At 42.8% G+C, this 19,697-nt stretch carries 20 protein-coding genes; 16 read left to right on the top strand and 4 right to left on the bottom strand.

Translation table 11 applies throughout. From position 1 onward, the window contains the following. Positions 1 to 39 precede the first annotated feature (39 nt). Positions 40 to 885, top strand: coding sequence for a 1,4-dihydroxy-2-naphthoyl-CoA synthase (locus ACOOE0_RS14280; RefSeq protein WP_420399577.1), 846 nt, complete (start codon positions 40 to 42; stop codon positions 883 to 885). A 21-nt stretch (positions 886 to 906) separates the two neighbouring features. Then, positions 907 to 2,025, top strand: coding sequence for an ATP-grasp domain-containing protein (locus ACOOE0_RS14285; RefSeq protein ID WP_420399578.1), 1,119 nt, complete (start codon positions 907 to 909; stop codon positions 2,023 to 2,025). A gap of 199 nt (positions 2,026 to 2,224) precedes the next feature. On the opposite strand, the gene ACOOE0_RS14290 is transcribed toward ACOOE0_RS14285, so the two are convergent. Further along, a complete protein-coding gene (locus tag ACOOE0_RS14290) occupies positions 2,225 to 3,559 on the bottom strand; it encodes a serine hydrolase domain-containing protein (protein WP_420399579.1) in 1,335 nt (444 codons plus the stop codon). 49 nt (positions 3,560 to 3,608) lie between these two features. Here ACOOE0_RS14290 and ACOOE0_RS14295 point away from each other — a divergent pair, with 49 nt between their 5' ends. From ACOOE0_RS14295 to ACOOE0_RS14315, 5 genes are read left to right on the top strand one after another with little or no spacing between them, the layout of a single operon-like run. Then, entirely contained in the window at positions 3,609 to 4,490 is an 882-nt protein-coding gene (locus ACOOE0_RS14295) for a pirin family protein (RefSeq protein WP_420399580.1), read from the top strand. Positions 4,491 to 4,511: 21 nt separating this feature from the next. After that, positions 4,512 to 6,002 (top strand): FG-GAP repeat domain-containing protein, encoded by a 1,491-nt coding sequence (locus ACOOE0_RS14300; protein WP_420399581.1) that lies wholly within the window; start codon positions 4,512 to 4,514, stop codon positions 6,000 to 6,002. Continuing rightward, positions 5,995 to 6,429, top strand: coding sequence for a 3D domain-containing protein (locus ACOOE0_RS14305; protein ID WP_420399582.1), 435 nt, complete (start codon positions 5,995 to 5,997; stop codon positions 6,427 to 6,429). The genes ACOOE0_RS14300 and ACOOE0_RS14305 overlap by 8 nt, the downstream gene beginning before the upstream one ends. Positions 6,430 to 6,440: 11 nt before the next feature. Then, positions 6,441 to 7,103 carry a peptidoglycan recognition family protein gene (locus ACOOE0_RS14310; RefSeq protein WP_420399583.1) on the top strand — a complete coding sequence of 221 codons (663 nt, stop codon included), beginning with the start codon at positions 6,441 to 6,443 and terminating at the stop codon, positions 7,101 to 7,103. Between the two features lies 1 nt (position 7,104). Beyond that, positions 7,105 to 8,556, top strand: coding sequence for a M14 family zinc carboxypeptidase (locus tag ACOOE0_RS14315; RefSeq protein WP_420399584.1), 1,452 nt, complete (start codon positions 7,105 to 7,107; stop codon positions 8,554 to 8,556). Here the strand turns inward: ACOOE0_RS14315 and ACOOE0_RS14320 are convergent. After that, the gene (locus tag ACOOE0_RS14320) at positions 8,553 to 8,720 is read right to left on the bottom strand and encodes a hypothetical protein (protein ID WP_161991901.1); all 168 of its coding nucleotides are present in this window, start codon (positions 8,718 to 8,720) and stop codon (positions 8,553 to 8,555) included. The genes ACOOE0_RS14315 and ACOOE0_RS14320 overlap by 4 nt on opposite strands. A 164-nt stretch (positions 8,721 to 8,884) precedes the next feature. On the opposite strand from ACOOE0_RS14320, the gene ACOOE0_RS14325 reads away from it, so the two are divergent. Further along, positions 8,885 to 9,487 (top strand): 3-keto-disaccharide hydrolase, encoded by a 603-nt coding sequence (locus ACOOE0_RS14325; RefSeq protein ID WP_420399585.1) that lies wholly within the window; start codon positions 8,885 to 8,887, stop codon positions 9,485 to 9,487. Between the two features lie 10 nt (positions 9,488 to 9,497). Here the strand turns inward: ACOOE0_RS14325 and ACOOE0_RS14330 are convergent, their stop codons facing one another. Then, the gene (locus ACOOE0_RS14330; protein ID WP_420399586.1) at positions 9,498 to 10,442 is read right to left on the bottom strand and encodes a 3-keto-disaccharide hydrolase; all 945 of its coding nucleotides are present in this window, start codon (positions 10,440 to 10,442) and stop codon (positions 9,498 to 9,500) included. 70 nt (positions 10,443 to 10,512) lie between these two features. Continuing rightward, a complete protein-coding gene (locus ACOOE0_RS14335) occupies positions 10,513 to 11,601 on the bottom strand; it encodes a vWA domain-containing protein (RefSeq protein ID WP_420399587.1) in 1,089 nt (362 codons plus the stop codon). Between the two features lie 180 nt (positions 11,602 to 11,781). Here ACOOE0_RS14335 and ACOOE0_RS14340 point away from each other — a divergent pair, with 180 nt between their 5' ends. From ACOOE0_RS14340 to ACOOE0_RS14375, 8 genes are read left to right on the top strand one after another with little or no spacing between them, the layout of a single operon-like run. After that, positions 11,782 to 12,243, top strand: a complete 462-nt coding sequence (locus ACOOE0_RS14340; protein ID WP_420399588.1) for a (2Fe-2S)-binding protein — start codon at positions 11,782 to 11,784, stop codon at positions 12,241 to 12,243. Positions 12,244 to 12,280: 37 nt separating this feature from the next. Further along, complete coding sequence (locus ACOOE0_RS14345; RefSeq protein ID WP_420399589.1) at positions 12,281 to 14,509, top strand: molybdopterin cofactor-binding domain-containing protein; 2,229 nt, start codon at positions 12,281 to 12,283, stop codon at positions 14,507 to 14,509. A 4-nt stretch (positions 14,510 to 14,513) separates the two neighbouring features. Further along, a complete protein-coding gene (locus tag ACOOE0_RS14350) occupies positions 14,514 to 14,768 on the top strand; it encodes a MoaD/ThiS family protein (protein WP_138832906.1) in 255 nt (84 codons plus the stop codon). Between the two features lie 45 nt (positions 14,769 to 14,813). Continuing rightward, entirely contained in the window at positions 14,814 to 15,800 is a 987-nt protein-coding gene (gene moaA / locus ACOOE0_RS14355; RefSeq protein ID WP_420399590.1) for a GTP 3',8-cyclase MoaA, read from the top strand. 21 nt (positions 15,801 to 15,821) lie between these two features. Continuing rightward, a complete protein-coding gene (locus ACOOE0_RS14360; protein ID WP_420399591.1) occupies positions 15,822 to 16,415 on the top strand; it encodes an NTP transferase domain-containing protein in 594 nt (197 codons plus the stop codon). 1 nt (position 16,416) lies between these two features. Then, the gene (locus ACOOE0_RS14365) at positions 16,417 to 17,490 is read left to right on the top strand and encodes a ThiF family adenylyltransferase (protein WP_420399592.1); all 1,074 of its coding nucleotides are present in this window, start codon (positions 16,417 to 16,419) and stop codon (positions 17,488 to 17,490) included. Beyond that, positions 17,490 to 18,689 (top strand): molybdopterin molybdotransferase MoeA, encoded by a 1,200-nt coding sequence (locus tag ACOOE0_RS14370; RefSeq protein WP_420399593.1) that lies wholly within the window; start codon positions 17,490 to 17,492, stop codon positions 18,687 to 18,689. Before ACOOE0_RS14365 ends, ACOOE0_RS14370 begins: the two co-directional genes overlap by 1 nt. After that, complete coding sequence (locus tag ACOOE0_RS14375) at positions 18,686 to 19,696, top strand: XdhC family protein (RefSeq protein ID WP_420399594.1); 1,011 nt, start codon at positions 18,686 to 18,688, stop codon at positions 19,694 to 19,696. Before ACOOE0_RS14370 ends, ACOOE0_RS14375 begins: the two co-directional genes overlap by 4 nt. Position 19,697: the final 1 nt, after the last annotated feature.

The following is a 19,697-nucleotide window of genomic DNA, read 5'->3' on the forward strand; positions in this document are numbered from 1 at the left end:
TATGCTCAATCTATTTATCTTTGGACAAATCTTTATTGAATGACGAATACACCTGATTGGCAGACTGCCATTGAATTTGAAGATATAACCTATAAAAAGTGCGATGGCGTGGCCCGTATCGCCTTTAACCGCCCCAATGTTAGAAATGCCTTTAGACCCAAGACTACAAGTGAGCTGTACCAAGCATTTTATGACGCTCAAGAAGATACCTCCATTGGCGTTGTGTTGCTTTCTGCGGAAGGGCCTTCAACCAAGGATGGAAAATGGGCATTTTGCAGCGGTGGAGATCAAAAGGCACGAGGGCACCAAGGATATGTGGGAGAAGATGGTTATCACAGATTAAACATTTTGGAAGTACAACGGCTTATCCGTTTTATGCCCAAGGTGGTAATCGCAGTGGTACCTGGTTGGGCCGTTGGCGGGGGACACAGCCTTCATGTGGTCTGTGATATGAGCTTGGCCAGTAAGGAACATGCCATTTTCAAACAAACCGATGCTGATGTGACCAGTTTTGACGGAGGCTATGGTTCCGCTTATTTGGCCAAAATGGTAGGTCAGAAAAAGGCCAGGGAGATATTCTTTTTAGGTAGAAACTACTCTGCACAGGAAGCTTATGAAATGGGAATGGTAAATGCAGTTGTTCCGCATGACGAATTGGAATCCACTGCCTATGTGTGGGCCCAGGAGGTTTTGGCCAAGTCCCCAACGTCCATTAAAATGCTCAAATTTGCCATGAACCTAACGGATGACGGCATGGTTGGTCAGCAAGTATTTGCCGGGGAAGCCACTCGTTTGGCCTATATGACAGAAGAGGCCAAAGAGGGTAGAAACGCGTTTTTGGAAAAACGAAAGCCCAATTTTGGTAAGAATAATTGGATTCCTTAGACCTACTACCCAAAAATCTTTATGAAGAAAAAGACAACGGTTTTAATTCCTGATGCCGAAGCAGGGGTCTTTGATAGAATCTTGTATTGCCTAGCTCAATCCAAGGGTATTGAAATCCATGTTATTGTACATGAAAAAAAACAGTTTTATAAGCATTCCCGTTTCATCAAGAGCGTAACCATATGTCCATCAGAAACAACGAAGGAAGAGCTATGGCAAAAAATAATTGACCTTTGTGAAAAGCTGGGAATTGATATCATTCTTCCCATTCAGGAAGGTTTAATTCATTTCTTATCTTCGAATGGACAGCATTTGCCCAAGAATGTAAAAATTGTTGATTTACCCCTGGCAAACTCCATAAGTACGGTCACCAATAAAATTGCCTTTGCCAAGCATTTGGAGGACAATAATATACCTGCACCTCTTTCCTATGTAACCTCAGATTGTAAATTACCTGATCATGAAAATTTGCGTTTTCCACTCTTGTTTAAGCCACATGAGGTAACAGAAACCGGGATGGGGAAGGGGATTGTGCTTTTAAAGGAAAAGGAAGCGTTGCAAAAGCTATGTAAAGAAGAAACCAATGATAGTGGGGGATTTTTGTTTCAGGAGTACATAGCTGGATATGACATTGGCTGTGGGGTGCTATGCAAGGAGGGCGAAATAATAGCGCATACCATTCAAAAAGATATTCTGGGGGACAAGCGCAATTTTGCACCGCCCAATGGGATACAAATAATGCATGACCCAGAAGTTTTATCAGTGGTTTCAGGTTTAATGAAATCATTGGATTGGAATGGGGTTGCCCAAATAGACTTGAGATACGACACTTCAAACGACAGAATCTTGGTCATTGAGGTCAATGGGCGCTATTGGTCAACTTTATTGGCGTCTTTGCGCGCTGGTGTCAATTTTCCAAACCTCGCGATTCAGTCGGCATTGGGCAATGACCTTGGAGAAAAGCAGTATAGCGAAATGAATTACTATAATCTTCGGGGATTTAAGTTCAAAATGAGGAAAAAGCCGTTGACCGTTTTGGCATTTAGACACATCTGGAACCATACGCCCATTCGGTACTTCCTTAAAGATCCAATGGTTCTGCTTGCAAAACTTATGAGTAAGGCAAATTCTGTTGTGTAGGGAGGTAGTGTATAAAACTAAAAAGAGCCTTGCCACTTGGGTCAAGACTCTTTTACGAGAACACTATATGAAAATGAAAAAATTTACTTACGTAATTATTACATGGTAAATGTACCACCAGTGTTCCCGTAAAGGAAATTATTGTTGTGAAGTGCCCTTTTGTTGTGGTTAGCCTGTCTTTTTAGCATATTTCCTCGATTTACTGCACGCTTTTTACGACAGCGGAAAGAAAACCATTAACATCAAACTCTGGCTCTTCTGCCAGGCCAGTGCGAACAACAACAAGGTCTTTGGATGGAATCATAAATACATATTGTCCTTGATATCCGTTACAAGAAAATAAGTCCTTGGGTACATCTGGATACTTGCCTCCGGCATTCAACCAAAAATGCGCTCCATACTGATCTTCGGAATGTACAGTGGGTTTGGTGATGTAATCCACCCATCCTTCATCAAAAATTTGTTCCCCATTCCAATGCCCCCTGTCCAAATACAATTGGCCAAACCGACCCCAGTCCCTGGTATTGGCCCAGGAATAGGAAGAACCGACGTAGTTCCCGGCAATATCAGCTTCCAAGACCATGGAATGCATCCCAATTTTGTCTATAAAGGCTTCGTAGGGAAAATCCAGGTATTCTTGATGGCTTCTAAATTGTTGGCGCAAAATCCCGGAGAGCAGGTTGGAAGTCCCTGAAGAATAATTCCAAACCTCCGTAGGCGTAGCGACCAAAGGTTTTTCTCTTTGGGACAAGGTCATGTCGCTTTCCAAGAACAACATTTTGGTTACATCAGAAATTTTGGAGTAGTCCTCATCCCATTCCAATCCACTTTGCATCCTCATCAGATGGTTCAAGGTAATTTCTTTGCGGTCGTCCTTTTCCCATTCGGTAATGGGAGCGGGCCAACTCATTTCTAACCTCCCCTGATGCTCCAAAACTCCGTAGCAAGTAGCCAGCACGCTCTTGGTCATAGACCATCCCAAAATAGGGGTGTCCTCGGTAAAACCCTCCACATACTTTTCGGCAATCAAATGCCCTTTGTAGAGAATCAGCAACGTTCTTGTCTTTTGAACCTCGGGATTACCAAAGGCCATGGCAATTGCCTGGTTGAGCTGGTCTTGGTTAATTTCAGCAAAAACTGAATCTAACGGAGCTGCGTGCCCATAAGGATAAGGAATGGTATCCTGTGGTTGCGTTCTGGTGGGTTTGAAGTTGGAGGCGTTCGGGTCATAGTCATCATTTACCAAAACGGTGCCCAAGCCTTCCCTGAACACCGATTTGCGCTCCATTAGCCCATATACCGAAGAACTGGCAGATTTTTCCTGTGCGTCCACCTCCGTATTGGCCAGTTTGATCAGGGGTACATTGTTGTCGTTTTGAGTAATGGAGGCAGCAGACCTTTCGGCCACAAACACACTGGATGCCATATTCTTGGATGCATAACCAGAGATAATGTTCAATTTGGGATAATTAAGGTACACAACTACACCAATCACTAGGAGTAGCAGTATCAAAATGCGCTTAAGTAGTTTCATGATTAAGATTTATCGTAAATTTCTGGAACTAAATATAAACATTTACTACATGTCCAACCTTGGGATGATCATAGAAGAAAGAAGTCGGGATATTGGCGACTTTTTGGTGGGAAGATTAATCCCGTTCCGCAAGAAAAGAATGATTGGTCCCTTTATTTTTATTGATCATATGGGGGCCACAACGCTTGGACCAACCAAATATATGGACGTGGACCAGCATCCACATATTGGGCTTTCTACCTTGACCTATCTTTTTGATGGGGAAGTCATGCATAGGGATAGTATGGGTACAGAACAGCTGATCCAACCAGGTTCGGTAAATTGGATGACTGCAGGGAGTGGGGTATCGCACACCGAACGTACTCCTTCGCATCTTAGAAATGGAAAGACTTTTTTGGCCCAAGGATATCAGATTTGGGTGGCTTTGCCCCAACATTTAGAGGATATGGATCCTGCTTTTCACCATATTCCCAATAACGAACTTCCCAAATGGACAGAGGGTTCCGCGGAATTTACTTTGGTTGCTGGAGAGGGTTACAATAGAAAGTCTCCAGTGCCGACCTATTCCCCTTTGTTTATGGTGGAAATAAAGACCAAAGAAGCATTTGAATTGAATGTAAATGGAAAGCTTAAGGGAGAAATAGGAATTTGCATTGATAAGGGTAGCATCAAAGCCTGCGGAGAACAGATTGGGAAAGGAAACATTCTGGTGAGTAAGGTAGAAGATACCTGTAATATTGTCGTAGCTCCCAATTCACATTTGTTGTTGTTTGGTGGGCAAGCTTTTCCTGAAGAAAGACATATCTACTGGAATTTTGTTTCCTCCAGTAAGGAGAAAATCAATGCCGCAAGAACAGCTTGGGCCAATAGAACCTTTCCCATGATGTCCAATGATAATACCTATGTACCCTTACCCAAACACGGGTTCTAAATTGCAAATCAAGCATAGTAAATGACCAGAATTCGAATAGCGCTTCAGTTCACACTAATTTTGTTTTTAGCTTGTTTTGTTTTTCATTCCTGCGCCCCTGAAAAACCCAAAAGAGAGGAGGTGTTGTACCAACAGTATTGCGCCAGTTGCCATATATTGCCCAAAATTGAGCATCTGCCCAAAGCCATTTGGAAAAACGGCGTCCTCCCTGATATGCTTGCGAGAATGGAAATTGAAGAGATGCATCGAGGTCCCAACCAAGTGCAGTCAGGATTCCGGCCAAAAATCAAATTGGCGGATTGGATTTCATTGGAAAAATATATTGTTGAAATGGCACCCGAAGAGCTGGAACCCACTAAAATTCCAACTTCTGAATTTCTGGATTCGTTCGAACCAAGAACGCTTGCCCTAGATGAACAAAATGGGGCATTGATTTCTTATTTGCAGGCTTCTGGGAATGGAAATCAGATTTTTTATGGAGATATCCAAGGGCACTTAAATGCGTATGACTTTCAAAGTCAAAATATTGACACTTTATTTAATGGAAGTACGCCCATAACCTGGTATAACCAGAGCGATTCCCTGGCAATCATTACTGAAGTGGGGATACTTGACCCCTCTGAGCAGGAACATGGCAAGCTCATTTCCAAAAAAAATGGAGAGGTAAAACCCATCAATCATGTGTTGCATAGACCTGTGCATACCCTAATGGAAGATTTGGACGGTGATGGCAAAGTTGAGATAGTGGTCAGTGAATTTGGTGATGAAACTGGACAGCTGTCCATCTTAATTCAAGAGGAATCGGGCAAATACAAAAAACGGACCTTGCTCAACCAACCAGGTTGTATCCGCACCCTCTGCCAAGATATGGATAAGGATGGAAAATTGGACCTAATAACCCTTACTTCCCAGGGAAACGAGAGTATTACCATACTGTATCAAACGGAAAATCTGAAGTTTAGGGCAGAAAAGGTACTTGAGTTCAGTCCAGTATATGGAAGCAGTTGGTTTGAGCTGGTTGACTACAATAAGGACGGCTATGACGATATTATCACCGTTAATGGAGACAATGCGGACAAGTCCTATGTTCACAAGCCCTATCACGGTATGCGAATCCACCTAAATGATGGGGCAAACTCATTTTCTGAAGCCTATTTTTATCCTTTATATGGCGCTACCAGGGTGTTGGCCAGGGACTTTGATCGGGACGGGGATTTGGATTTTGGGTTGATCAGCAGCTTCCCGGATTATGAAAATGCGCCGGAACTGTCTTTTGTTTATCTGGATAACCTGGATGCAGCTACTTTTGATTTTTCCACTAAAACCCTTGAAGAACCAAACGTAGGTCGCTGGTTCTTGATGGATGCCTTGGATGCGGATCAAGATGGAGATGAGGATATTGTTTTGAGCAGCTTTACCTATGTTTTCACCCCGGTTCCGGAAACATTGTCCAAGCTGTGGGAGGAAGATAACGTTGACCTGCTTGTTCTAGAAAACAAATTGATTGAATAAGTTCCAATACATATTAGGTATTTTAGTGGTCGTTGGATGCTATGGATGTGCCCAACCCGTAAAGGAGGAAGCGGTCGTCGATAGCTATCTATGGTATGGTCATGAAGTGGTTGTTTCAGCGTATAATTCCGTTTCCTGGCAAACCGAAGGCAATCCCAATATTGCAGCTTGGGGAGACACCTTAAAACCGGGTATGAAGTGCATTGCGGTTTCAAGGGATTTGCTTAAAATCGGATTAAAACACAACACTATGGTGTTGATAGATACTTTTCCGGACACATTTTATGTAAAAGATAAAATGCACCGAAGGTGGAAGAACAGGATTGATATTTACATGGGAAACGACATTGGAAAAGCAAGGGAATGGGGAAAACAACGCCTGAACATATGCTACGCCATTAGTGCAGATTCATCCAATCAAAATTAAAATTCAACCAAATGGGTAAAAAAATTGGACTATTGATTTTGGCAGTGCTACTAAATGCCTGCTCTGCTACCAAGGAAATTAAGGATAAACCGATTGTTTTTAATGAGGAGCGGATAGCCCTCACCAAAGAATATTTGAAACAGCGCTATAATTTGGAGCAGGACATCCCGGAAATTGTTCCAAAAATGATTGTGCTCCACTGGACGGCTATCCCAACTTTACAGGGCTCTTTTGAGGCATTTGAAAATCCAACCTTGCCTAACTGGAGACCCGATATTAAAGGCGTAAGCGGTTTGAATGTCTCCACCCAGTTTTTGATTGATAGGGATGGAACCATTTACAGGTTAATGGATGAAACCACCATGGCCAGGCATGTCATCGGACTTAACCATTGTGCCATTGGCGTGGAAAATGTAGGGGGTACGGCAGAAACTCCTTTGACCAAGGCACAGTTGAAGTCCAATATTTATTTGGTTGAGTATTTGGCAGGTAAATACAACATTGATTACCTCATTGGTCACTATGAATACACCCTTTTTGAAAATCATCCCTTATGGTTGGAAGTTGATGACGGTTATCGTACCGAAAAAACAGATCCAGGAACTGAATTCATGGAAAAGGTCCGAAAGGGCACAAAAAGATTAAATTTTAAACCGGTTCCAACAAAACAATAATATGTCACGAATAATTGCAGTTGTGTTTATTTGGTTTCTAGGTATCAATTGCCAGGCCCAAGAAGCTATCACCTCCAAACTTTACGAAACCTACGAGACGTACAAAGAGCCCACGCTTAACAAGAGGCGAATTAAGTATAATCAGTTACAGCCACTGATTCAAAGGTTTGATGCCAATCCAAAATTTAAGGTTCAAAAAGTAGGGGAGTCCATTGAAGGGCGGGATTTGCACCTAATTAGTATTGGAAGCGGGGATCAAAACATCTTTTTATGGTCCCAAATGCACGGTGATGAGCCCACGGCCACCCAGTCCATTTTTGATATCCTGAATTTTCTGGATGCTCCTGATTTTAAAGATGAAAAGCAAGAGATTTTATCGAAATTGAAACTTCACTTTCTGCCCATGCTTAATCCGGATGGAGCGGAGGTGTACCAAAGACGCAATGCGTTGGGAATCGATATCAATAGGGATGCATTGCGTTTGCAATCTCCCGAAGGACGAACCTTAAAACGGATCAGGGATAGCTTGGATGCCAAATTTGGCTTCAATTTGCATGATCAAAGTACCTATTATAATGCAGAGCTTACGGATAAGCCTGCTACCATTTCCTATTTGGCCACAGCTTATAATTATGAAAAGGATATCAATGACGTTCGTTCCAATGCCATGAAGGTCATTGTGTATATGAACAACATCATCCAAAATTATGCTCCAGGGCAAGTTGGGCGTTATAGTGACGATTTTGAGCCACGGGCATTTGGGGACAATATTGCTAAATGGGGCACCAGCTTAATTTTGATTGAATCGGGAGGTTATCGGAATGATGTGGAAAAACAGGAAATCCGAAAACTAAATTATGTTTCCATTTTATCTGCTTTGTACACTATAGCCAAGGAAAGTTATTTGGACATCCCCATTGAAGATTACGAAAAGATTCCAAGAAATGACCGTAAACTGTTTGACTTAAAGCTGGAAAATGTGACCTACAAACTTCTGGGCAACGATTATATTTTGGATTTAGGTATTCATCGCAGGGAAGTGGACTTGGAAGGACATCAAGACTTTTATTACAAAAGCATGATTGTAGATCAAGGGGATCTGTCCACCTATTATGGGTACGAAACTTTTGATGCATCAGGGTATACCATAGTACCACCCAATGTTTTTCAGGGTGAAACAAAAAATCTTGGGGGCATCTTGGGCACTTTAAAGCAGGGGATAGGATACCTGTCGTCCAAAAAAATAAGTTCCAATGAGTTTACAAGTGACCCTATCAACCAAATCCAATTGGGATATCAATTACCCAGTTTTAAATTGGCGGTGGGACAAAACCCGACGTTCTTCTTGGAAAAGGAAGGTGTCATCACACATGCCGTGATCAATGGATTCCTGCTGGATTTATCCCAAGATTTGGAGCATCAGAATTTTGGAAACGGTTTAATGTATCGTTAGTATCCAAACTGGATATTGGTTTCCGATCCGTATCTCAATAGCAGTACAAGCATGATGAACAGGGTACAAACAATGGAAGCGAACAAGGAGAGCACCATTCCCTGAAATCTTTTGGAAAATGGGCCAATAGCGCTATTTCTGATTATTTCTTTTACTACATCCATGACATTTTGTTTGAGTTAAACTTCTTCTTAGTTATTGGGATGCAATTAGTTGTTGTCTGTATAATTAGAACAACTGTTGGTCTAAAAACCCTACCCTCAAAAGCGTATTGCTTGCCTAAATTCCTACCTTCAAGCCTTCAATGCTATAAACTGAATTCAAAATCATGAGAAATTACACTTTGTTATTTGCCCTACTGTTTGCCTGCTTTATTGGAAATTCCCAGCAGCAAACCATTGACCTTTTCAATGGGGAAAACCTCGATGGATGGGTCAATCATGGATCCGAAAAATGGTATGTTGAAAATGGATTGTTGGTATGCGAAAGTGGGCCAAAAGCTGAATATGGGTATCTGAGTACGGAGAAAAACTATAAGAATTTTGAGCTTACCCTGGAGTTCAAGCAAGAAAGTGATGGTAACAGCGGTGTTTTTATTCGTTCTACGTTTGAAGGAACCAAGGTTTCTGGTTGGCAGGTAGAAGTAGCGCCACCAAACAAGCATACAGGAGGTATTTATGAATCCTATGGTCGTGGTTGGTTGATCAAGCCGGATGCAGAAAAGGAAAAGGCCTTGAAAATGGGGGAATGGAATACCTTAAAAATAGTTGCCAAAGGCCCAAGCATTACTTCCTGGCTCAACGGAGTGGAAATGGTTCACCTTTCCGACGAAAAAATTGGACAAGGCGAAGGAGCCATTGCCCTTCAAATCCATGACGGAGGGGGCATTAAAGTTAAGTGGAGAAATATTAAGCTTAAGGCATTAAAATAAAACTTCAGAATTAATAATTTGAAGTCTTAACAGGGGTCACCTTAAAACTGCGGAATTCAACCGGGCCATGATCTCCCTGTATCATGATTGGCCCGGGTTCCCATTCCCGACTATCCAGGGCTCCACCAGTGATACCGGGAATTGTTTGGTCACTGATAATAGTCTTGCCATTGGCCACAATGGTCACCCGTCTTCCAATTAAGGTGATATCATAGGTCTGCCATTCATTGGCAGGTTTGGCCGCATTTTCGTTGGGTTCCAAAAATCCATAGATTCCTCCAAAATAGATATCGGAGGGCTCCAATCCAGCATTGTCGGCAATTTGTACTTCGTATCTGCCTCGAAGGTAGATTCCACTGTTACTTCCTTCAGGGAAACGGAATTCAGCATGTAATTTAAAATCGCCGAATTTCTGGTTGCTTATCAAATTGGCGCCTGCTTGTGGACTGGTAAGAATTCCATTTTTGATTACCCATTGGTTTTCACCATCAGTATGCCATCCATCCAAGTTTTCACCATTAAACAACGCTATGGGTTCATCCCATTCAGGATTGGCGTTATGGGGTAGTTTTGGAGATTTAACTCCCTTCCATGAATGCACAGAGCCATCCGTATAGGTCATAGTGCCGCTTAAAGCGTTTCCATCCAATTTCCCTTCAATCTTCATGTCTTGCCCCTCAGGTTCCCATTGACGGGGAATCACGAATGAAAATCCGTCATCTTTGGCTTCCACTTTGGCGATGGGTCTAGCACTTCCATTGTAGGACACATACCTGCCTATCAAAGTAGCCACCCCAGACTTTCTTATCTCCAACCAAGAAGGAACGGTTTTGCCGTTGAACTCCACTTCCAAATCCCATCTTCCTTCCAAGGGGTTTGCTTTTTGGGCGAATGTTAGTGATGAGAGCAGTAGGGCTAAACTTAGGACAGCCCATCTTTTAGAGATAGAAATCATGATACAAAATTTTAGTGAAGCGAAAGATACAGATAAATCAGAATCTGTAAGTGTGATGTCGTTCAAAAAACTATTCGCACCCTCCGGTAAAGCCAGTGGCGCTGAACTTGGTTTGCACGGCACCTTGAAGCCCGGAATGTGTTAATTGAATCACCAAGTTGTTGTCTCCACTTCCATCTCGTTTAGGGGTGCAATATTCAAACAAATAAAAACTATTGGCTTGTTCTGATACTCGTTGCGAAATTTGGGTGAAAGTGGCCTCCAGTTCTTCCTTGTTTCCTGCAAATACACTTGCTGTACGTCCAATATCCGTTAAAACTTCCGTGTCAATTTCAGCACCAAGACCAATGGTAAAGAAAGAAATGTTCCGATCGGCATCAGTTACTGCCTTTAAAGCTGCTTGCTCCGTATAGCGAGACGCCTGATCCGTTCCATCCGTAAAAATGACTACAGACGCAGCTCCAATTACACTTTGTTGGTTGTTGGCTTGAATCAATTCTTCCGCTTTGTCAGTAGCTTTTATCACCGCTCCATATAAATCTGTAGAAGGGTCATTGCTGATATCAGTGGTAATGCCTGAAATGGCATTCACCAACTCCGTGGATGAAGAGGTTAGATCGTTTAGCAAATGCAATTCATCCTCCCCGTCAAACCAATAAATTCCCATTTTAAAAGATTCCGTTTCAGGGTTTGGCATCACATTGTTTATAAAGCTCGTTGATGCCGATTTAAGCTCCTCAAGACTGTTTTCAAGAACACTGTTGCTCAAATCCAAAATCAATAAGGTGTTGTTGCTGAATACTTGGGAATTTGGAGAGATCCGCGCCAAGGACTCCGAAGATGAAATCGTGTTGAAACAATCATCGTTCCGCCCTTGTTCATAGATGGTAAACTGATTGGCTTCCAATCCCGAAATGGGATTTCCAAGCACATCGGATACCCTAAATAATATAGAGACCTTACCAGGTAAGGTGGTAAATTGATCCTGGATGGACAACAATAGTTCGTTGTCTTCAAAACCCAAGCAGTTGTCAGGCTCCTGGCCAAGCCCCAATTCTTGATGGTTGATGTCAAAACTGACGTCGTCATCTGCATTTCCGCAAGATGAGATCAACAAAACAAAAAGGTAAACAGGAAAAATCTTGAAAGGAATTTTCATTTTCAAAAGTTTGAGGTTCTGATTGCTTAACGCACAAATAGCTTGAAAATTATTTTCAAATTGCTCATAACCATTAAAGAAAAGTTAAAAAAAGTGCGCTCCTGTTAAAAAAAAACCAGTCCAGTCAATTTTTGGTAACTTCAACTGAATCTTTCTAATATCAATCAATACAATTAAACTATGCCAACGTATCAAATTAAAGTAAACGGGGAGTCCAAAACAGTGGATGTAGCCGAGGACACTCCAGTATTGTGGGTGCTCAGGGATCATCTCGATCTAGTGGGCACAAAATATGGTTGTGGAATAGGGCAGTGCGGTGCTTGTACAGTACATGTAGATGGAACCGCCATGCGAAGTTGTTCTTTGACCCTTGCCCAAGTGGACGGAAAGTCCATTACAACTATCGAAGGACTATCCGAAGATGGATCGCATCCTGTACAGCAAGCCTGGAAGGAAGTGGATGTACCACAATGTGGCTATTGTCAAGCAGGTCAGATTATGACCGCTACAGCCTTTTTGGAAAACAACCCAAATCCAACGGAGGAGGAAGTTAAAAATGCCATGCACGGAAACATTTGTAGATGTGCTTCTTACACCCGAATCAAGAAAGCGGTTTTGACTGCTGCCGAGAATATGGGCTGATTCCAACACAACGTAAACCACCTCTAAAAACATCAAAATGTCATCAAATTCAACAATAACATTTAGTAGAAGGGCCTTTATGCGTACTTCCTCCTTGGCTGGAGGCGGAATGCTCATTGGCTTTAATCTTTTTCAGGCGTGTAAACCCAAGGCCGAACCGCCTGTGGATCTTTCACTTCTGAATTACAACGACTTTAATGCCTTTATCAAGATTGCAGATAATGGCGCGGTAACCATATATTCTCCAAATCCTGAAATTGGACAAGGCGTAAAGACGTCCATGCCCATGATCATAGCCGAAGAGCTGGATGTGGCCTGGAAGGACGTCTACGTGGAACAGGGCATATTGGATACAGAAAATTACCAGCGACAAGTAGCGGGTGGTAGCCAATCCATTCGTTTTGGTTGGGATGCACTTAGGCAAACCGGGGCAACTGCAAAACAAATGTTAGTCAATGCCGCAGCCGCTCGATGGGGCGTGGATGCCGCCGAGTGCACCGTAAGCGAAGGTGTTATTACCAACGCGGCTGGAGAAACTTTGGGATACGGGGATGTGGTCAATGAGGCTGCATTGCTGGAAGTCCCGGAAGAAGTGGCCTTAAAAGATCCTAAGGATTATAAAATCATGGGGAAAAGTGCCACCAATGTGGATATAGATAAGATTACAACAGGCAAACCGCTGTTTGGATTGGACTATAAAGCTGAGGGTATGGTGTATGCCGCTTTGGTTAGACCTCCTGCCTTTGGAAAAAAGTTGGTTTCCTATGACGATAGCAAGGCGAAAAGCATGCCTGGAGTGCTTGATGTGGTCAAAATTGGTGAAAAAGTGAGAAACCTGTTGGCCGAAGATCCAGGTTTTGGAAGCAAGATTTCCTCAAGCGATAAAATAGCGGTGATAGCAGAAACAACTTGGCAAGCCTTTAAGGCCAAAGAAGCTATTGAGGCGGTTTGGGAAGATGATACTACGGTTGAAAGCACGGAGGATCACGATAAAAAACTTACCGCTCTCCTCGATGGAAACGAGTTCAATACCATGCGTTCCGATGGGGATGTGAAAAAGGCTTTTGCAGAAGCGGATGAGATTCTGGAACGAACCTATGAATCGCCATTTTTACCACACAATTGTCTAGAACCCATGAATTTCTATGCAGATGTAACCGATGAAAAAGTGCATCTGGTAGGGCCTATTCAAACCCCAGCTTGGAAAGCCGGTTTGGTTGCCAAAATGTTGGGAAGGGAAGAAAAAGACATCCTTCTGGAAATGACCCGTATGGGTGGCGGATTTGGTAGACGTTTGTTTGGGGATTTTGTTATTGAGGCTGCTGAAGTAGCCGATGCCATAAGAAAACCGGTAAAAGTGGTTTTCACCCGGGAAGATGATATGGGAATAGGAGTCTACAGACCTGCGATCAAATACCGAATCAAGGCGGGCATCAAAGATGGGAAAATAACAGCTTATCACTTAAAGGAAGCTGCTATCAATGATGGTATGTACGGATTGATTCCAAATTTCTTTCCGGCAGGTGCCATTGAAAATTACCAAGTGGATTCCGCGTCATACGACAGTAACATAACCACAGGAGCATGGAGAGCGCCTTATACCAATTTCTTGGCATCGGCAGAGCAAAGTTTTTTTGATGAGCTAGCAGAGCTAATGGAAGTGGATAAGATTCAAATGCGTTTGGATTTGTTGGACAAAGTAGATGCTGAAGCGGATGAACGCATCGAATACTCTCCAGAACGTATGAAAGAGGTGATCAAGGTTGCCGTTGAAAAATCAGGTTGGGGTACCAAACCCAGCCATGTTTACCAAGGATTTGTGAATTACTATTGCCATAACTCCCATGTAGCGGAGGTGGCCGATGTAGAGATTGAAAATGGTGAACCCGTGGTCAAGAAAATAACTTGTGTAGTTGATTGCGGAATTGTGGTGAACCCAACGGGAGCAGCCAATCAGGCAGAAGGCGGTGTAATTGATGGGGTAGGACATTCCATGTACGGTGATTTTACCTTTGATGGTGGAAAAGGACATGCCCAGAATTTTGATAAATACAGACTCATCAGAATGCGCGAGGTTCCCGAAGTGGAAACCCATTTCATCAAGAATGAGCTTTCTCCAACAGGTTTGGGTGAACCAACTTTGCCACCAGCTGGAGGGGCCATTGCCAACGCATTCAAGGCAGCTACGGGCAATAGGCTATATCAACAACCATTCAGCAAAAATCCAGAACTTTTAAAAGTACCTGAAAAGGAAGTAATAGGTTGATTTTATGACAATACTGTTGTTCGGGATAACCAAGGACATAGTGGGCAGCTCCACCTTGTCCGTTCCCACAGCTAGCGCTACAGGCAGAAAAATTCCAAAAACAGTCAAAGAGCTTAAAGAGTTCTTAGGGGAAACCTATCCGGAACTCAATAAGCTTTCTTCCTTGGCTGTTGCTGTAAACAATGCTTACGCGCAAGATGAAACATCCATAGACGCTTATGACGAAATTGCACTTATCCCGCCAGTTAGCGGAGGTTAACTGTGGGCAAAGTAGTATCTTGCACTTAGGTAGAGAAGCTGAACTATGCTGATAGACAATCATAACAGACAAATCAATTATTTAAGACTTGCGGTTACAGATCGGTGCAATCTCCGATGTAACTATTGCATGCCGTCAGAAGGAATTGATTTTGCAGAAAACAATAAGCTCCTCACAATTGATGAACTCATCCAAGTGAGCGAGGTTCTTGTAGGGCAGGGGATAGATAAAATTCGGATTACGGGCGGTGAACCTTTTGTACGCAAAGATTTGATGCGCTTATTAAGGGCTTTGACCAAAATGTCCGGACTAAATGATATTTCGGTAACGACCAACGCCACGGTAATAGGCCCTCATATTGATGAGTTAAAGGAACTCGGGATTAAAAACATCAACGTGAGTCTGGATTCCATCAACAGGGAAACTTTTGAACGGATTACGCGTAGGAACCAGTTTGATACGGTGCACAATAACTTAATACGTTTGATCACCGAAGGATTCAACGTGAGAATCAATTTTATTGTGTTGGAGGGGCAGAACGAACAAGATATTATCCCCATTTTGGAGGTTATGAAACATCACAAGGTTTCGGTTAGGTTTTTGGAGGAAATGCCTTTTAATGGTGGCTCTAAAAACTTTGATGGTATTAAATGGAATCATAAAGCCATTTTGGAACATGTGGGCCATAGCTATCCAAATTTTGAGAAGTTGGAATCCCCCAAAACGTCTACTTCGGTGAATTACAAAATCCAAGGGCACGCTGGAACTTTTGGAATCATCCCTTCTTTTAGCCGTACATTCTGTGGGAGCTGTAATCGATTGAGAATTACGGCCACGGGAGATGTGATTACTTGTCTCTATGGGAAACCTAAAGCGAATATCAGGGATATTATCCGAGGAGAAGCTGCTAAGAAAGGAGTTGAAAACGCCATTCTAAAAGCCGTGGGGTCAAGGGCCAAAACGGGATTTGAGGCACAAGAAGAACATTCCCGAACCGTATTTGATAATTCCATGACCTCCATTGGCGGTTAATTCAAAAGTCCAATTCAATTTATGTCAAAGGAAATTCCACAATTATATGGTTTGGTGCTTGCCGGAGGTAAGAGTACTCGTATGGGCTCTGATAAAGGTCTTTTAAATTACCATGGTCGTCCACAGCAGGAATATCTATACCATCTTTTGGAACAAGTTTGTGCTGAAGTTTATTTGAGTGTGAGGGATGAACAACGAGCGTCCGTTTCAAATGAGTTTAATGTTATAGTGGATCAAAATGACTATCGTGGGCCCTTTAATGGAATTTTAAGTGCCCATAAAGCACATCCCAATGTAGCCTGGATGGTCTTGGCGTGCGACCTTCCTCTTTTGGATTTGGAATCCATAAAAGATTTGGCCGCGAAGCGAAATCCAGATATGTTGGCCACCTCATATGCTACTCATGAAAGTGGTCTTCCGGAACCCTTGGTCACCATTTGGGAGCCTGCGGCGCTTAAAAAGTCCATTGAGCATTTGGAGAGTACGGATAGCACCTGTCCCAGAAAATTTTTGATCAATTCAGATATCCAGTTGGTTCATCCCATTCAGGATGAAGTATTGTACAATGCCAATTCGTTATCGGATTACGAATTTGCCAAATCCAAATTGGGATAGCATGGATTTTAGGTACGACAGACAGACCCGTTTAAAAGGTTTTGGCCCTGATGGCCAGGACAAACTTACCAAGGCCAAGGTTTTGGTCGTTGGTTTGGGTGGATTGGGGCTACCGGTGGTACAATATCTAAATGCAATGGGAGTAGGAACCCTGGGCCTTATGGATCAAGACGTGGTAGAACTGCATAATCTTCAAAGGCAAGTATTATATACAGAAAAAGATTTGGGACAATCCAAATTGGAGGTGGCCCATGAGAAATTGCAAGCACAGAATTCGCAAACCATTTTCGAGCTTTACGATACGTTTTTGACGAAGGAAAATGCGCTTGGGATTATATCGGAATACGATGTGGTAATAGACGCTACGGATAACTTCCCAACCCGCTACCTTATCAATGATGCCTGTGTTATTTTGAACAAGCCTTTTGTTTATGGGGCTTTACATGGTTTTGAAGGACATGTGAGCGTGCTCAATTATAAAGGAGGTCCTACGTACCGCTGCTTATATCCCAATATGCCCACTTCGGAAGAAGTTCCTGATTGCAATGACAATGGAGTTTTAGGGGTGATTCCGGGAGTAATAGGAACGCTCCAGGCTTTGGAAGCAGTTAAGCTGGTTGCAGGTATAGGAGAAGTATTGTCAGGAAAGTTGCTGATTTACGATGGCCTAAGCCAACAAATGAGCAAATTCAACTTTAAGGCGAATCCCGTCCACCAAGAAATCAAAGCGCTCCAAGAGTTTTATGAGACACCTGATTGTGAAGTAATTCCAGAAATCTCAGCGGATGCGTATCGGCAGCTCCAAGGCTTGAAAACAGAACATGTACTGATTGATGTTAGAACTGTTGCCGAGTTTGAAACCAACCACTTGTCCAAAGCCATAAATATCCCATTGAACCAACTGGATTCAAAGCAGTTTGATTTCACTGTTAATGATACAATCTATGTCATTTGTCAGTCTGGAAAACGAAGCGCCCAAGCCGTAAAACAACTACAATCCAATTATCCCAACATCCAATTTTATTCTATTTTAGGCGGGATGAACCAAATGATGGCACTAAGCCATAATTCATAATGATTTCACACGAAAACGCGTTACAAGAGGTACTGAATCTTTCCTCGAATTTTGGTGCCGAGGAGGTTCACCTTTCAGATTGCCTTGGTAGAATTTTGGCAGAGCCAATCCATGCAGATAGGGATTTCCCTCCGTTTGATAGAGCAACCAAGGATGGTATTGCCATAAATTTTACTGGAATTCAGTCAGCCAACCAAAACTTCCCGATATCTGGAATGGCGCAAGCGGGTAGTCCCCAACAACAACTTTTGGACGCTTCACATTGTATTGAGGTTATGACTGGGGCCATGGTTCCCAAAAATGCGGATACCGTAATCATGTACGAACACCTTGAAGAGGAGGATAACGGTTTTTCACTTCGTGAATCGGTCAAAAAAGGACAGAACATTCATTATAAGGCGAGCGATGTGGCCCAAGGAGAGGTGCTGCTTTCGGAAGGAATCCTGATAAACGAAGCGGAGATAGGTGTTTTAGCATCGGTGGGAAAGTCCAAAATCAAGGTTAAAAAACTACCCAAAATTGCCGTTATTTCTACTGGAAATGAGTTGGTTGATGTGGAGGAGAAGCCTGAACCGCATCAAATCCGAAAATCAAACGTGCATACCCTTCAAGCTTTGCTTAAAAGGTTACAAATTCCATCAGATTGCTTCCACTTCATTGATAATCCATCAATCTTAAAAGATAAATTGGGCGAAATCTTAAAAAATTATGACGTGATGTTGTTGAGTGGAGGAGTGTCCAAGGGCAAATTTGACTTTTTGCCCCAAACCTTTGATGCTTTGGGAGTGGAAAAAGTATTTCACAAGGTTCGTCAGCGCCCAGGTAAACCTTTTTGGTTTGGACAACATAAAAAGTCCAACACGACCATTTTTTCCTTTCCTGGAAACCCTGTTTCCACCTTTGTAAGCTATCATGTGTATTTTAAACCTTGGCTTAACAAAACTTTGGGAATGGCTTCCCCGCAATTTGATGTATTTTTAAAAGAACCAACGGAAAACACCACGGATCTTACCCTTTTTATTGGAGTCAGGGTAGATTGGGTCAACGGAAAACTTATGGCCACAAGAATCTCCACCACAGGTTCTGGAGATTTGATGGCGCTTTCTAAAGCTGATGGATTTATTAGCCTAAAGCCACAAGAAAAGGTAGAAGAAGAGCAATTGGTTCCGTTTATTCCAGCAAGAAACATGGTTTCATGACGCACGAGCTAAAGCACATCGTACAAGAATTCGAAGAAAAAAAGAAACTGGGAAGAAAGTCGGTTTTGGCCACCGTTGTAGCATTGGACGGTTCATCGTACCGCAGACCAGGGGTGAGAATGCTGATTTTTGATAATGGAGATATGGTAGGGGCCGTAAGCGGCGGATGTGTGGAAAAAGAAGTTTTGAGACAGGCGGAATCGGTATTTGCCACCGCCGATGGCAAAGTCATGGTTTACGATGGAAGGTATAGGTTGGGTTGCGAAGGCATTCTTTATATCCTTTTGGAAGAGTTTAACCCTGACGCTGCGTTCCTTGACCAGTTTTGGGACACCATCAAAACACGCCAAAGCTTTTCCATCAGTTCGTATTTTGAAAAAGAGCCAGGCGAAAATCCAGATTACGGTACGTTGTTTCACTTCCAGAATGATACAAATCCAATAAATAATTCGGAAGTTTCAGATAGTAAAGGTCTACTGCAATTTGAACAGGAGATGCATCCGTGTTTTCAACTGGTGATTATTGGAGCCGAACATGATGCCGTACAATTGTGTAAATATGCCACCGCCACAGGCTGGGAGGTTACGGTTGTGGCTAACCCCAGGGAAGAAAAATCCGAAAGGGATTTTCCAGGGATTCAACAATTGATAAGCGTGGAACCAGAATTCTACCAACCTACTTTGGACAATCAAACCGCTGTGGTTGTTATGACCCATAGCTATGTTAAGGATTTACAGTTCTTGATGGCACTAAGGGAGCAAAAGGGAATATACATCGGTCTTTTGGGGCCACTTAGAAGAAGGGAAAAACTCTTTGATGAGCTTATGGAGCGTTGTCCAGATGTTTCTGAGGAATTTTTGGAAAGTGTCCATGGTCCAGCTGGAATTGATATTGGTGCGGAAACCCCGCAGGAAATAGCCGTTTCGGTGGTTTCGGAGATTCTCACCGTGGTAAGGGGGAAGGAACCTACATTATTGAAGCATAAAATGGGTCGGATTCACACTTAGG

This window comes from Flagellimonas sp. (genome assembly GCF_965215805.1).
Classification (GTDB): domain Bacteria; phylum Bacteroidota; class Bacteroidia; order Flavobacteriales; family Flavobacteriaceae; genus Flagellimonas.